Origin of the sequence: Pantoea sp. GABEPS69 (assembly GCF_045780835.1) — a bacterium.
Taxonomy (GTDB): Bacteria; Pseudomonadota; Gammaproteobacteria; order Enterobacterales; family Enterobacteriaceae; genus Pantoea; species Pantoea septica.
This window is the reverse complement of sequence record NZ_CP118618.1, coordinates 2782994-2797152: the sequence shown is the minus strand read 5'-3', so window position 1 is coordinate 2797152 and position 14159 is coordinate 2782994. Positions and strand designations below refer to the sequence as shown.

The 14159-nt window shown below is 60.9% G+C and carries 15 protein-coding genes and 1 riboswitch; of the genes, 10 read left to right on the top strand and 5 right to left on the bottom strand.

Going from position 1 to position 14159, the window contains the following annotated elements:
* Nucleotides 1–246 precede the first annotated feature (246 nt).
* Nucleotides 247–2268 (top strand): excinuclease ABC subunit UvrB, encoded by a 2022-nt coding sequence (gene uvrB / locus PVE98_RS13665; RefSeq protein WP_033751598.1) that lies wholly within the window; start codon nt 247–249, stop codon nt 2266–2268.
* A 4-nt stretch (nt 2269–2272) separates the two neighbouring features.
* Here uvrB and yvcK read toward each other — a convergent pair whose 3' ends face one another.
* Nucleotides 2273–3178, bottom strand: a complete 906-nt coding sequence (gene yvcK / locus PVE98_RS13660; RefSeq protein ID WP_033751595.1) for a uridine diphosphate-N-acetylglucosamine-binding protein YvcK — start codon at nt 3176–3178, stop codon at nt 2273–2275.
* Nucleotides 3179–3357: 179 nt separating this feature from the next.
* Nucleotides 3358–3492: riboswitch (molybdenum cofactor riboswitch) on the top strand.
* Between yvcK and moaA the strand changes: the two genes are divergently transcribed.
* The 5 genes from moaA (at nt 3482) to moaE (ending at nt 6178) form a co-directional block, all read left to right on the top strand.
* On the top strand, nt 3482–4468 hold the full coding sequence (moaA, locus tag PVE98_RS13655; RefSeq protein WP_096072819.1) for a GTP 3',8-cyclase MoaA: 987 nt from the start codon (nt 3482–3484) through the stop codon (nt 4466–4468). (Overlaps the previous riboswitch by 11 nt.)
* A gap of 16 nt (nt 4469–4484) precedes the next feature.
* Nucleotides 4485–5000 (top strand): molybdenum cofactor biosynthesis protein B, encoded by a 516-nt coding sequence (gene moaB, locus PVE98_RS13650; protein ID WP_033751590.1) that lies wholly within the window; start codon nt 4485–4487, stop codon nt 4998–5000.
* A 3-nt stretch (nt 5001–5003) separates the two neighbouring features.
* Nucleotides 5004–5486 (top strand): cyclic pyranopterin monophosphate synthase MoaC, encoded by a 483-nt coding sequence (gene moaC, locus PVE98_RS13645; protein ID WP_033751587.1) that lies wholly within the window; start codon nt 5004–5006, stop codon nt 5484–5486.
* Entirely contained in the window at nt 5479–5724 is a 246-nt protein-coding gene (gene moaD, locus PVE98_RS13640; protein WP_048781267.1) for a molybdopterin synthase sulfur carrier subunit, read from the top strand. Before moaC ends, moaD begins: the two co-directional genes overlap by 8 nt.
* A 1-nt stretch (nt 5725) precedes the next feature.
* Nucleotides 5726–6178: a molybdopterin synthase catalytic subunit MoaE gene (moaE, locus tag PVE98_RS13635; protein WP_096072820.1), complete on the top strand. Its 453-nt coding sequence runs from the start codon at nt 5726–5728 to the stop codon at nt 6176–6178.
* Here the strand turns inward: moaE and PVE98_RS13630 are convergent.
* Complete coding sequence (locus tag PVE98_RS13630; protein WP_096072821.1) at nt 6175–6960, bottom strand: OBAP family protein; 786 nt, start codon at nt 6958–6960, stop codon at nt 6175–6177. The genes moaE and PVE98_RS13630 overlap by 4 nt on opposite strands.
* A 150-nt stretch (nt 6961–7110) precedes the next feature.
* Between PVE98_RS13630 and PVE98_RS13625 the strand changes: the two genes are divergently transcribed.
* Together PVE98_RS13625 and PVE98_RS13620 are read left to right on the top strand one after the other, a co-directional pair.
* Nucleotides 7111–8205 (top strand): DUF1615 domain-containing protein, encoded by a 1095-nt coding sequence (locus tag PVE98_RS13625; RefSeq protein WP_096072822.1) that lies wholly within the window; start codon nt 7111–7113, stop codon nt 8203–8205.
* 92 nt (nt 8206–8297) lie between these two features.
* The gene (locus PVE98_RS13620) at nt 8298–9005 is read left to right on the top strand and encodes a Bax inhibitor-1/YccA family protein (protein WP_333620598.1); all 708 of its coding nucleotides are present in this window, start codon (nt 8298–8300) and stop codon (nt 9003–9005) included.
* A gap of 51 nt (nt 9006–9056) precedes the next feature.
* Here PVE98_RS13620 and PVE98_RS13615 read toward each other — a convergent pair whose 3' ends face one another.
* The 3 genes from PVE98_RS13615 to PVE98_RS13605 are packed head-to-tail and all read right to left on the bottom strand — an operon-like array spanning nt 9057 to nt 12027.
* Nucleotides 9057–10025, bottom strand: coding sequence for a lysylphosphatidylglycerol synthase domain-containing protein (locus PVE98_RS13615; RefSeq protein WP_096072823.1), 969 nt, complete (start codon nt 10023–10025; stop codon nt 9057–9059).
* Nucleotides 10025–11269, bottom strand: a complete 1245-nt coding sequence (gene clsB, locus PVE98_RS13610) for a cardiolipin synthase ClsB (protein WP_096072824.1) — start codon at nt 11267–11269, stop codon at nt 10025–10027. The genes PVE98_RS13615 and clsB overlap by 1 nt, the downstream gene beginning before the upstream one ends.
* Nucleotides 11266–12027: an endonuclease/exonuclease/phosphatase family protein gene (locus PVE98_RS13605; protein ID WP_033751565.1), complete on the bottom strand. Its 762-nt coding sequence runs from the start codon at nt 12025–12027 to the stop codon at nt 11266–11268. The genes clsB and PVE98_RS13605 overlap by 4 nt, the downstream gene beginning before the upstream one ends.
* 179 nt (nt 12028–12206) lie before the next feature.
* Between PVE98_RS13605 and PVE98_RS13600 the strand changes: the two genes are divergently transcribed.
* Nucleotides 12207–12599, top strand: coding sequence for a YbhQ family protein (locus PVE98_RS13600; protein WP_033751562.1), 393 nt, complete (start codon nt 12207–12209; stop codon nt 12597–12599).
* 207 nt (nt 12600–12806) lie between these two features.
* Entirely contained in the window at nt 12807–14156 is a 1350-nt protein-coding gene (rhlE, locus tag PVE98_RS13595) for an ATP-dependent RNA helicase RhlE (protein WP_033751560.1), read from the top strand.
* Nucleotides 14157–14159: the final 3 nt, after the last annotated feature.

Sequence of the window (14159 nt, the reverse complement as noted above, 5' to 3'; positions counted from 1 at the left end):
GTAACAGAGCTGAAATTTAATGACGGTCTCTTGACAAATGTTATAAATCCGCTCCGGCTGGGGATAACCTTGCGCAACAGCGAAAATGTTGTGGCGTTGTTACAGCCAGCGAGACGTTGTGCCGCGCCAGCGTTCCACTGTGCCGCGTTACTGGTGATTTATCCAGTATTATTTTCTGGCAAAATCGCCACGGCAGAGTAAAATGACTCGGCTAGCCGCCGCATTCTTCAGCAGGAACCGCATCTCATGAGTAAAGTCTTTAAACTAAATTCCGCCTTCCAGCCCTCCGGCGACCAGCCAGAGGCGATTCGTCGCCTCAAAGAGGGGCTGGAGGATGGTCTTGCCCATCAGACGCTGCTCGGCGTAACCGGCTCCGGCAAGACCTTTACCGTCGCCAACGTTATCGCCGATCTTAACCGGCCTGCGATGGTGCTGGCGCCGAACAAAACCCTGGCGGCGCAGCTCTACGGCGAGATGAAAGAGTTCTTCCCCGACAACGCGGTGGAGTTTTTCGTCTCCTATTACGACTACTACCAGCCCGAAGCCTATGTGCCGAGCTCCGACACCTTTATCGAAAAAGATGCCTCGGTAAACGAACATATCGAGCAGATGCGTCTGTCGGCCACCAAGGCGCTGCTGGAGCGTCGCGACGTTATCGTCGTGGCGTCGGTTTCCGCTATCTACGGCCTGGGCGATCCCGATCTCTATCTGAAAATGATGCTGCACCTGACGCGCGGCATGATTATCGACCAGCGCAGCATTCTGCGCCGTCTGGCGGAGCTGCAGTATGCGCGCAACGACCAGGCGTTCCAGCGCGGCACCTTCCGCGTGCGCGGCGAAGTGATCGATATTTTCCCGGCGGAGTCGGAAGATACCGCGCTGCGCGTCGAGTTGTTCGACGAAGAGGTCGAGCGGCTGTCGCTGTTCGATCCGCTTACCGGGCAGATCCTTTCTACCGTGCCGCGCTTTACTATCTATCCCAAAACGCACTACGTGACGCCGCGCGAACGTATCGTGCAGGCGATGGAAGATATCAAAGTCGAGCTGGCGGATCGTCGTCGGGTGCTGCTCGAGAACAACAAGCTGCTGGAAGAGCAGCGCCTGACGCAGCGCACCCAGTTCGATCTGGAGATGATGAACGAGCTGGGCTATTGCTCGGGCATCGAAAACTACTCGCGCTATCTCTCCGGGCGCGGGCCGGGCCAGCCGCCGCCGACGCTGTTCGACTACCTGCCCGCTGACGGTCTGCTGATTGTCGATGAATCGCACGTCACCATTCCGCAAATCGGCGGGATGTATAAGGGCGACCGCGCGCGTAAAGAGACGCTGGTGGAGTATGGCTTCCGCCTGCCTTCCGCGCTCGATAACCGTCCGATGAAATTCGAAGAGTTTGAGGCGCTGGCGCCGCAGACCATCTACGTTTCGGCAACGCCGGGCAACTACGAGCTGGAGAAATCGGGCGGCGAGGTGATCGATCAGGTGGTGCGTCCGACCGGTCTGCTCGATCCGCTGCTGGAGGTGCGTCCGGTGGCGACTCAGGTGGACGATCTGCTGTCGGAGATCCGCAAACGCGTCACCATCAACGAGCGCGTGCTGGTGACGACGCTGACCAAGCGTATGGCGGAAGATCTCACCGAATATCTCGAAGAGCACGGCGAGAAGGTGCGCTATCTGCACTCAGATATCGATACCGTCGAGCGTATGGAGATCATCCGCGATCTGCGTCTTGGCGAGTTCGACGTGCTGGTGGGGATCAACCTGCTGCGCGAAGGGCTGGATATGCCGGAAGTGTCGCTGGTGGCGATCCTCGATGCGGATAAAGAGGGCTTCCTGCGCTCCGAACGCTCGCTGATCCAGACCATCGGGCGTGCGGCGCGTAACGTTAACGGCAAGGCGATCCTCTACGCCGACAAGATCACCAACTCCATGGCGCGCGCCATCGAAGAGACCGAACGCCGTCGCGAGAAGCAGCAGAAGTACAACGAGGAAAGAGGCATTGTGCCGCAGGGGCTCAACAAGAAGATCACCGATATTCTTGAACTGGGTCAGAACGTCATCAAGACGCGCGGCAAGGCCAAAGCCAGCAGCCGCGGCGCTGCCGAGGCGGATGCCAGCTATCTGGCGCTGACGCCGCAAGCGCTGCAGAAAAAGATCCACGAGCTGGAGTCGCAGATGCAGCAGCACGCGCAGAACCTCGAGTTCGAAGAGGCGGCGAACGTGCGCGACAAGCTGCATCAGCTGCGCGAACTCTTTATCGCCGCCTCGTAGCGGCTTAGCTAAACCGCTGAATGGCGTGTTCCAGCGCCAGGCGCAGCAGCTGGCGGTCGTGACGATAGGGAATATCGGCGGCCTCCAGCGGCTCGCGCACGATCAGACGCTTCTCTACGCCGGCGGTATCAGCGGCCGGGCTGACCACTACCGCGTCAATCACCCGTTTGCCGATATATTTCTCCATCATTGCCAGCTTATCCGCCACCGTCAGGCTGGCGGCGGCTGGACTCAGCTCGCGTCCCAGATTGCCGATAAACACCATGGTGGCGGGCGTACGGCGTAGCGCGCGCGCCATCTCCTCCATCAGCAGGCTCGGCATCAGGCTGGTGTAAAAGCTGCCTGGTCCGATCAGAATCAGATCCGCTTCGGCAATCGCTTCCAGCGCCTCGCGGGTCGGCGCCACGTTCGGGTGCAGCATCAGCTCCTGCGGCGGCTGTGTCATGGCGTCGATATCGGTTTCGCCGTAAACCATATTGCCTTCGCTGTCTAACGCTACCAGATCGACCGGCTGCTCTGACATCGGGATCAGGAAGGCATCGACCTTGAGCAGGTTGCGAATGATATTGATCGCCTCCAGCGGCCTGACGCTGAGGTGGTCCAGCGCCTTAAGCATCAGGTTGCCCAGGTTGTGGCCGGAGAGCTCGCCGTTGCCGGCAAAGCGATATTCGAACATCGCCGACGCGACGCTCGGCTCGGTGATCAGCTGGTTGATGCAGTTGCGCATGTCGCCCCAGGCGATGCCGCCTTCGGAACGGCGTATGCGTCCGGTAGAGCCGCCGTTATCGGTGGTGGTGACAATGCCGGTCAGGCGCGAGCCCAGCGGCGACAGGGCGGACATCACGCGCCCCAGCCCGTGTCCGCCGCCCAGCGCCACCACGCGATCGAGGTCTGCCAAAGTTCGGTTCATATTTCCTCTTTACACCCGCTGCCGACTTACCGTACCGGCGTCTTTTTCAGCGGGCTATGTTAACCTTACTGCCGCGAAAATGCGGCGAAAAATCGTTATGTATCAATATATATAGCGCACGTAGTGGATGGCAGAGCGGCAAAATTCGCGCTACCATTTGCCAACCATGTCGTCCATGTGGGCGACATACACTCAAAGCCTGAACGCCTAAGTCAAACGATACGGGGTTCAGGCCGCAGCCGACGCGCTGCCAGGGTGCAGAAAGAAATGCCTGCATCTCCCGTACTTGGAAAAGGTGTTCTGGTGTCACAATTTACTGATGCATTTGCACGTCGGTTTTACTACCTGCGTCTCTCGGTGACGGATGTCTGTAACTTCCGCTGCACCTACTGCCTGCCCGACGGCTATAAGCCGCAGGGCGTGAGCAACAAAAGCTTTCTCTCGCTCGATGAAATTCGACGCGTCACGCGCGCCTTCGCCGCGGCCGGCACTGAAAAAGTGCGTCTGACCGGCGGTGAGCCGTCGCTGCGTCGCGATTTTACCGACATTATCGCCGCCGTGCGGGAAAACCGCGCCATTCGGCAGATCGCCGTCACCACTAACGGCTATCGGCTGGCGCGCGACGTCGCCGCCTGGCGCGCTGCCGGGCTCACCGCGCTGAACGTCAGCGTAGACAGTCTCGACGCGCGCCAGTTCCACGCCATTACCGGACAGGACAAGTTCCATCAGGTGATGGCGGGCATCGACGCCGCCTTCGACGCGGGCTTCCAGCAGGTCAAAGTCAACAGCGTGCTGATGCGCGACCTCAACAGCCGCAGCCTGCAAACCTTTCTGGACTGGATCCGCACGCGCCCGATTCAGCTACGATTTATCGAGCTGATGGAGACGGGTGAGGGTGGCGCGCTGTTCCGTGACCAGCACGTTTCAGGCGCGGTGATCCGCGACCAGCTGATCGCCCAGGGCTGGCAGCGCCGCGAGCGCGGCCGCAGCGACGGCCCGGCGCAGGTCTTTTACCATCCTGACTACGTCGGCGAGATCGGCCTGATTATGCCCTATTCGCGCGATTTCTGCGCCAGCTGCAACCGTCTGCGCGTCTCGGCGCATGGCAATCTGCATCTTTGCCTGTTTGGCGACAGCGGCGTGCCGCTGCGCGATCTGCTGGTTTCCGACGCGCAGCAGGCGGAGCTGCAGGCGCGCATCGCCCACAGCCTGGGCGCGAAGAAGCAGACGCACTTCCTGCACCAGGGCAATACCGGCATCACGCAGAACCTTTCCTTCATCGGCGGTTAATCTCAGGAGCGAGTTAATGGGCAAATCTACGGGTGAATTTATTCCGGTCAACCTGGCGGTGCTGACCGTTTCCGATCGACGCGACGCCAGCAGCGACACCTCCGGCGACTATCTGCGCGCTGCGGCGCACGAAGCCGGTCACGTGGTGGTGGATCACGCCATCGTCGGCGAAGATCGCTATCGCATTCGCGCCATCGTGTCGCGCTGGATCGCCAGCCTGGATGTCCAGGTGGTGGTGATCAACGGCGGCACGGGGTTCAACGCGAAAAACATCACGCCAGAGGCGATTGAACCGCTGTTCGATCGCAAAATAGAGGGCTTCGGCGAGCTGTTCCGCATGTTCTCCTGGGAGGATATCGGCGGCTCGACGCTGCAGTCGCGCGCCGTCGCCGGCATCGCCAACGGCACGCTGATCTTCGCGATGCCAGGCTCTACCAGCGCCTGCGAAAGCGCCTGGGAACGCATTATCGCCGACCAGATTGACGCCCGTACCGGCCCCTGTAATTTCGTTTCACACTTAAAGAAGCTGTAAGCCATGCAACTGACACACATTAACGCCGCGGGCGAAGCCCATATGGTCGACGTCTCCGCCAAGGCGGAAACGGTGCGCGAGGCGCGCGCGGAAGCGCTGGTGCTGATGGCCGCCGAGACGCTGCAGATGATTGTCGACGGTAGCCACCATAAAGGCGACGTCTTCGCCACGGCGCGCATCGCCGGCATTCAGGCCGCCAAACGCACCTGGGAGCTGATCCCGCTCTGCCATCCGCTGATGCTGAGCAAGGTTGAAGTCAACCTGATCGCCGAGCCGGAACATCAGCGCGTGCGCATCACCTCGCTGTGCCGCCTGAGCGGCAAAACCGGCGTCGAAATGGAAGCGCTGACCGCCGCGTCGGTGGCGGCCCTGACCATCTACGACATGTGTAAAGCGGTGCAGAAAGATATCGTTATCGACCAGCTGCGCCTGCTGAGCAAAAGCGGCGGCAAATCCGGCGATTTCCAGGCGGTGGCCCATGATTAAGGTGCTGTTTTTCGCGCAGGTGCGCGAGCTGGTGGGCACCAGCGCGCTGGAAATGCCTGCTGACTTTCCCGACGTGGCGACGCTGCGCGACGCGCTGGCGCAAAAAGACGATCGCTGGGCGCTGGCGCTCGACGCAGGCAAACTGCTGGCCGCCGTTAATCAGACGCTGGTGCCGATGTCGCATCCGCTGAAGGCGGGCGACGAAGTGGCCTTTTTTCCGCCGGTCACGGGAGGCTAAGATGGCAACGCAAATTCGCGTCGGCGCGGCGCCCTTCAGCATGGCCGACGAATATGCCTGGCTCTCAACCTCTGACGCCGACGGCGCGGTGGTGACCTTTACCGGCAAGGTACGCAATCACAACCTGGGCGACAGCGTCGCCGCGCTGACCCTTGAGCACTATCCGGGCATGACGGAAAAAGCGCTGCACGAGATTGTCGACGAGGCACGCAGCCGCTGGCCGCTCCAGCGCGTCAGCGTTATCCACCGCATCGGCGAGCTTTTTCCCGGCGATGAGATCGTGTTCGTCGGCGTCACCAGCGCGCACCGCGGCAGCGCCTTCGCCGCCGCGGAATTCATCATGGACTACCTGAAAACCCGCGCCCCGTTCTGGAAGCGCGAAGCCACCGAGCAGGGCGATCGCTGGGTCGACGCCCGCGACAGCGACCATCAGGCCGCGCAGCGCTGGGATTAAGGCTTGCTGAGCTGCTCCGCCGGACCGAAATGGGTATGGCCGTGAGCGTGCTCGCCGCCGCCGGAGACGCGTTTTAGCTGGATCACCTCGCCGCGCTGCCAGGCGTTAGCGCCCGGCACCACCGGCTGGGTGACGATATCGGCGCGCGACGCCCGCAGCTTGCGGCTGTCGATATCAAAACGTTTGTCGCGATCCGCCAGCAGGCGATTATCAAGCTGGCCGTCGGCGGTAAAGCCCATCATCAGCGCTGGAATGCCGATCGGCAGGGTTTTGTCGCGATCGGTATGCCAGGTGTGCCAGGTTTTGCCGTAGGTATTGGCGATGCGCGCCATCAGCGCGTGATCCGCCGCCTGTGGCAGGCCCGGCGCAATCAGCGTGCCCGATTTCACTTCATAGTCGTGGCTGTGCCACAGCTTTTTCTCTTCCGGCGGCAGGCTTTGATAGAGCCGCGCGCTGATAATGTACTCCACCCCCATCAGCCGCGCGTCTTTGGTATTGCCGTCGTAAATCACCGCCTGCATCACGTCGTCGTTCAGCACCGTCACGTAGTGGTGCGCCTCCATCTGGCCGTTCTGATCGCCGTTGTAGAAGTGAAAGCCGTCGAGATAGGTGTTGATCGCCTCGATAGGCGGACGCGACTGCAGCAGGTCTGCGCCGGTGGCGAGCGCTTTCATTTTTGCCGAGGTGGGTGCGCCGGGCGAGGCAACCTGCGCGGGCGTGTTATTTGCGCCGCAGCCGCTGAGCAGCAGGGCAATGGCGGCACCGAGCCAGAGTTTATGCATAACTATTTCCTTTTACGCGAGAAAACCTCAGCCTGGCTGAGAAACGCCGATACGCAAGCGCGACGGCAGCGCGGGAATTTACGCCTCGTCTGATGGTTTGTCCGCGCTTCGGTGCTAAGGTAAGGGTTTTGTTTTCCTGCAAGGACCGCTATGTCAGTTTCCGCATCGCTCAAACGTTTCTCACTGCTCGCCGCGCTAGTGCTGGCGGGCTGTAGCACCAAAAAAACGCCCGAGGCGCCGGTGCGTCAGCCGGCCGACGTCAAGGCGCAAATTCAGCGTCTGCTCCCCGCGCACGTTAGCGACAAACCGGGCTGGGCCACCGATATCTATACGTCGTTTCGCACCCAGCAGATCGACCCTAGCGTCAGCAATCTGTGCGCCGCCATCGCCGTCGCGGATCAGGAGTCGAACTTCAGCGCCGAGGCGGCGGTGCCCGGCCTGCCGAAAATCGCCTGGGGCGAGATCGACCGCCGCGCGGCAAAGGTGCACGTGCCGGCTTTCCTGGTGCGCACCGCGCTGATGATTAAATCCTCTAACGGCGAAAGTTATGCGGCGCGGCTCGACAAAGTACGCAGCGAAAAAGAGCTGAGCGCCATTTTCGACGATTTTATTGATATGGTGCCGATGGGTCAGACGCTGTTTGGCAACCTGAACCCGATTCATACCGGCGGCCCGATGCAGGTCAGCATCAGCTTCGCCGAGGCGCACGCCAAAGGCTATCCCTGGCCGATCGACGGCTCGATCCGCCGCGAGGTCTTTACCCGCCACGGCGGCATGTACTTCGGCATTATGCATCTGCTTGGCTATCCGGCGGACTACAGTAAGCCGATCTACCGCTTCGCCGACTTTAACGCCGGCTGGTACGCCAGCCGCAACGCCGCTTTTCAGGCGGCGGTGGCGCGCGCGACCGGCATGAAGCTGGCGCTGGACGGCGATCTGATCCTTTATGGCTCAGACAAAGCGGGCGCGACCGAGCTGGCGGTGCGCACCCTGGCGAAGCAGATCGACATGAGCGACAGCGCCATTCGTCGCGACCTGGAGAAAGGGGAGCAGGCGAGCTTCAGCGACAGCACGCTGTGGAAGCAGGTCTTCGCGCTGGCTGACAAGATGGCTGGCCGCCCGCTGCCGCGCGAGATGCTGCCGGGCATCAAGCTGGAGAGCCCGAAAATCACCCGCAATCTCACCACGGCCTGGTTCGCGCAGCGCGTCGACAGCCGCTATCAGCAATGTTTATCGCGCCGCTGAGGCGCGCATTGTGGGGCAGTTAAGCCATGCTGTGCCACAATTAGGCATATCCGTCGGCTTGCCGACGCCTTTTCACTCACATGAGGTGCATCATGGATCGATATCCACGCAATGATTCTCTGGTGCAGCCCGCGACGAGCGGGTTGCAGGCTTTTATGGCGCAGGTTTACGGCTGGATGACCTGCGGGCTGCTGCTCACCGCCTTCGTCTCCTGGTATGCGGCGGGCAACGAGCGCATCATGTTCTTTATCTTTTCCAACCGTATGACCTTCTTCGGTCTGATTATCGCCCAGCTGGCGGTGGTGTTCGTGCTTTCCGGCATGGTGCACCGCCTGAGCGGCGCGCTGGCGACCGGGCTGTTTATGCTCTATTCGGTGCTGACCGGCCTGACGATGGCCAGCATTTTCCTCGCCTACACCTACACCTCCATCGCCAGCACCTTCTTTGTGACGGCGGGGATGTTCGGCGCCATGAGCTTTTACGGCTACGCCACTAAACGCGACCTGAGCCGCTTCGGCAGCCTGCTGTTTATGGCGCTGATCGGGATTTTGCTGGCGTCGCTGGTGAACTTCTGGCTGAAGAGCCCGGCGCTGATGTGGGCGATTACCTATATCGGCGTGGTAGTGTTCGTGGGGCTGACTGCTTATGACACCCAGCAGCTGCGTCAGATGGGCGAGCAGATCGACGTGCGCGACCGCGAGTCGCTGCGCCGCTATTCGATTATGGGCGCCCTGAAGCTCTATCTCGACTTTATCAACCTGTTCCTGATGCTGCTGCGTATCTTCGGCAACCGTCGCTAAGGAACGATGCGCTCCATCCCGCCCGTCAGGCCGGGATGGAGCCATTGCGTACTACGCACTCTTCTGCAGTTTCTGTTCATTCTTCGCGCGCAGATGCTTCGCGCGACTCTCCAGCATCAGATAGAGCACCAGCGCCAGCAGCAGCGGCAGAATAAAATAGAGCACGCGATAGGCGAGCAGCGCCGCAATAATGGTGCCGTGCGACGCATGCTGCCCGCTCAGCAACGCCAGGAACACCGCCTCCAGCACGCCGATCCCGGCCGGAATATGAATAATCACCCCCGCGATGCTGCTGATCAGCAGCACGCCGAGCACGATGGGATAATCCACCTGCCGCGCCAGCAGCAGCCAGATAATCGCGCCCATCACCAGCCAGTTGGCGGAGGAGACTGCGAACTGAAACAGCGCCATGCGCAGCGACGGCAGCTGCAGCGTCTGACGGCGGATGGTCCACTTGCGGCGCTTTGAAAAGGCGCAGGCCCAGAGAAAGACCGCCACCACCGCCAGCAGCACCACGCCGATAATGCGCAGTGTGCTCTCGCCGATAAACCAGCCGCCGGGGATCGGCACCATGCCCGCGCTAAACACTATGCCCGCCAGCAGAATATAGCCGAGCCAGTTGGTGGCGATGCTGAGCGAGAAAATACGCGTGATGGTCGCGCTGTCCAGCCCCAGCCGCGAATAGAGCCGGTAGCGCATCGCCACGCCGCCGACCCAGGTGCTTAGCGTCAGGTTAAAGGCGTAGCAGATAAACGACACCAGCATCACCTGTCGCTTCGCCAGTTTATGGCCGCAGTAGGCGCGGCCGATCAGGTCATAGCAGCCGTAGGTGAGGTAGCTGACAATCACCAGCGCGACCGCGCTCAGCACCGCCAGGCGGTTATAATTGACGATAACGTTGTAGACATCTTCCCAGTTCACTTTGCGGGCGTAGACCACCAGCAGCACAATGACCGCGATGAAAAAGAGCCAGGTCAGCACCTTCTTCGCCAGCTTCCATTTAGGATGTTTTTCCGCCATCAGGATTTCGCCCCTTCATTGTCTGTTTCGACACGGTCCTGCGTTTCCATTTCCGGCTGAACCGGCGGATCGACCTGCGCAATCAGTGGCGTATGCGCGGGCAGCCAGCCGGCGATAGCCGGGAAATGGCGTAAGAAGTGAAACACCACCACGCTTTTGGTCAGCTGCCACCAGTTGCGCGGCGGCAGGCGATCTTCCTGCACGCGCTGGCAGTCTTTCGCCAGCAGCTGCTCCAGGTTATCGCGCAGCGTCTGGTTGAAATCGCGATCGTAGACGATCAGGTTAGCTTCGAGGTTGAGCGACAGGCTTAGCGGATCGAGGTTGCTGGAGCCGACGGTGGCCCACTGGCGATCCTGCACCGCCACCTTGCCGTGCAGCGGGCGGCGAATATATTCGTAGACCTCGACGCCGCCATCCACCAGGTAGTTATAGAGCAGCTCCGCGCCGACTTTGACGATTGGCATATCGGGCTCGCCCTGCACGATCAGCCTGACCCGCACGCCGCGCTGCGCCGCGCTGCGCATCTCGCGCAGCAGCCGATAGCCGGGGAAAAAGTAGGCGTTGGCGATAATCACATCCTCTTTCGCGGTGCGCAGCATATCGAGATAGTGCTTTTCGATATCGTCGCGGTGGTCGTCGTTGTCGCGATAGACGAACAGCACCTGCGCGTTGCCGGGCACGGCATTGACCGCAGGGCGATGCGAGCGGCCGCCCCACCAGCGGCGCGTCACCGCTTCGCTGCCCATCGCCTCGCGCACGTAGCGGGTGATATCCTCCACGATGGGGCCTTTGACCTCAACGGCATAGTCCTGCTTCGCCTCCGGGCCGTAGCTGGTGTTGTGCTCGGCGGAAAAGTTAATGCCGCCGACGAAAGAGATGACGTCGTCCACCACCACGATTTTCCGATGCAGGCGGCGGAAGACGTTGGTGCGCATCCCCATCACCAGCGGACGCGGATCGTAATAGATAAAGCGCACGCCTTCAGCCGTCAGGCTGTTGACGAATTTGTCGGAGAGATCCGGCGAGCCGTAGCCGTCCACCATCACCTCTATCTTCACGCCGCGCTGCGCGGCGGCCAGCAGCTCGCGATGCAGCGCGTTGCCGACCTCATCCTCAAACAGGATAAAGGTTTCCAGCATCACGCTGCGTTCGGCACGCTGAATCGCGCCGAACACGCGCGGGAAAAATTCTTCGCCGTTCTCCAGCAGACGCAGGCTGTTGCCTTCTCGCCATTCAAAATTCATAGGTGGATCTCCACGGCGAGCGGAGCGTGATCCGACAGGTGCGACCAGGGTTTGCGCGGCAGCGCCCAGGGATGACTGACCGTGGCGTTGCGGACATAGATACGATCGAGCCGCAGCAGCGGAAAGCGGGCAGGGAAGGTGCGCGCCGGGCGACCGTGTTTCATGCTAAATACCTCTTTTAATCCTGCGCCATGCTTCAGAATGTGATTGGCGCGCAGCTGCCAGTCGTTGAAATCGCCCGCGACGACCAGCGGCGCGTCGTGCGGCAGCGAGGCCACCATGTCGCACATCATTTTCATCTGCGCGTGGCGGTGCGCCTCTTTCAGACCCAGATGCACGCAGATCACGTGCAGGGTGCCGTGCGGCTCCGGCAGGCTGATTTTGCAGTGCAACATGCCGCGGTTTTCACTTCCTGCAACAGAAATATCGCGATTTTCGTACTCCTGAATGGGAAACCGTGACAAAATCGCGTTCCCGTGGTGTCCCTCCGGATAGACGGCGTTGCGGCCGTAGGCAAAGTCGTTCCACATGGTGTCGGCCAGAAACTCGTAGTGCGGCGTGCCCGGCCAGTTCTCGTGATGCAGCGGGTGTACGGCATGCGTGCCCATCACCTCCTGCAAAAAGACGATATCCGCTGAGGTGGCGCGTACCGCTTCGCGCAGTTCCGGCAGGATGAAGCGACGGTTAAAAGTAGTAAATCCCTTGTGGGTATTGATCGTCAGGACTTTAAGGGAAAATCCTTGCTTGGTTTGTGGCATACTCTCGACGCACTCCTTTTCATCAGCAACAAAAGTAAAGTGTAGTCTTTGTCACAAACGGGTGCGGATAAGGATGGAAATTTAGGGCGTTATCCGAAAATTGCTTTACATTGAGGAAACCGTTACCGGCCTGTGCCGGTTGCACTTGGGCGACCTGTTGGGTCTGCCAGGAGAAAAGAATGAAATGGTCTAATCGTGTTCAAATCATCACTGGACAAACCTGCGTGCATATCGCAATGCACGCGCTGGTGATCGCCGCGCTGATCTGGGGCTGGAAGCACAAAGCTCTGATCGAAGTGTGCAGCACGCTGGTAGCCGCCTATGCCGTGGTGTTTATCGCCATGCTGGTCCTGCAGCGTAGTGTTCGTTTGCGTCGCATCGGTGATTATCTTGAAGAAGCGACTACCACCTACTATTTTGGCGCGGCGATGATGACGCTGTTTATCGTCTCGCGCTACATCCATAACGCCCTGCTGATCGGCATGCTGGGCGTGGTGATGCTGGTAGGGCCGGCGCTGGTCTCGCTGCTGGCGAAAGAGCCGGCAGGGCGCATCCAGAAGAAGCGCAGCTAAGCTTCCGGGTTCGCTATCAGGGGCTGCCGCAAGGCGGCCCTTGTTGTTTCTGCCTTTCTCGCACCCCGCGACGAAAGCTGCTACACTGCCTGCCTTACGCATCGTAGTTTGTGCCCTTTTCACACGTTAGCCCTCGGCTGGCGTCACTTTCCCCCCTGAAAACTACACCGTGAATCGCGGTCAGGGCGGACCGGAGTAACACACTTAATGTCTTTTGACTCTCTCGGCCTGAGCGCCGATATTTTGCGTGCGGTCGCTGAACAGGGCTACCGTGAACCTACGCCTATCCAGCGCCAGGCGATCCCTGTGGTGCTCTCCGGGCGCGATCTGCTGGCCAGCGCGCAGACCGGTACCGGCAAAACCGCCGGTTTTACGCTGCCGCTGCTGCAAAAGCTTTCTACTCAGGCTGCCTCGGGACGCGGTCGTCGTCCGGTACGCGCCCTGATCCTGACCCCGACGCGCGAACTGGCCGCCCAGATCGGCGAAAACGTGCGCGACTACAGCAAATACCTGGAGCTGCGTTCGCTGGTGGTGTTCGGCGGCGTCAGCATTAACCCGCAGATGATGAAACTGCGCGGCGGCGTCGATATTCTGGTCGCCACGCCGGGCCGTCTGCTCGATCTGGAACACCAGAATGCGGTCGATCTGTCGCAGATCGAAGTGCTGGTGCTGGACGAAGCGGATCGCATGCTCGACATGGGCTTTATCCACGACATCCGTCGCGTGCTGGCCAAGCTGCCGGCTAAGCGTCAGAACCTGCTCTTCTCCGCAACCTTCTCCGACGACATCAAAACGCTGGCGGAAAAATTGCTGCACAACCCGGAGCAAGTCGAAGTGGCGCGCCGCAACACCGCCTCCGAGCAGGTATCGCAGCTGGTGCATTTCGTCGACAAGAAGCGCAAGCGGGAACTGCTTTCGCAGCTGATCGGCGAAGGCAACTGGCAGCAGGTGCTGGTATTTACCCGCACCAAGCACGGCGCCAACCACCTGGCGGAACAGCTGAATAAAGATGGCATCACCGCCGCGGCGATCCACGGCAATAAAAGCCAGGGCGCACGTACCCGCGCGCTGGCTGACTTTAAAACCGGCGCGATCCGCGTGCTGGTAGCGACCGACATCGCCGCGCGCGGTCTCGATATCGAAGAGCTGCCGCACGTGGTGAACTATGAACTGCCGAACGTGGCGGAAGATTATGTGCACCGCATCGGCCGTACCGGCCGCGCCGCCGCAACCGGCGCCGCGCTCTCTCTGGTCTGCGTGGATGAGCACAAGCTGCTGCGCGATATCGAGCGTCTGCTGAAGCGCGAGATCCCGCGTATGGCGGTGCCGGGCTACGAGCCGGATCCGAGCATCAAGGCGGAACCGATTCAGAACGGTCGCGGTCAGCAACAGCAGCCGCGCGGCCGCGGTCGTGGCCAGGGCGGCGCGCCGTCATCTGCACGTCCGCAGGGCGACAAACGCGCGCCGCAGCCGCGCCGTCAGAGCCAGTCTGAGCAGGGCGCTAAGCCTGCGCGTCCGTCGCGTCGTCCGGCTGCGAAGAAAACCGGAACCGCGTAACGC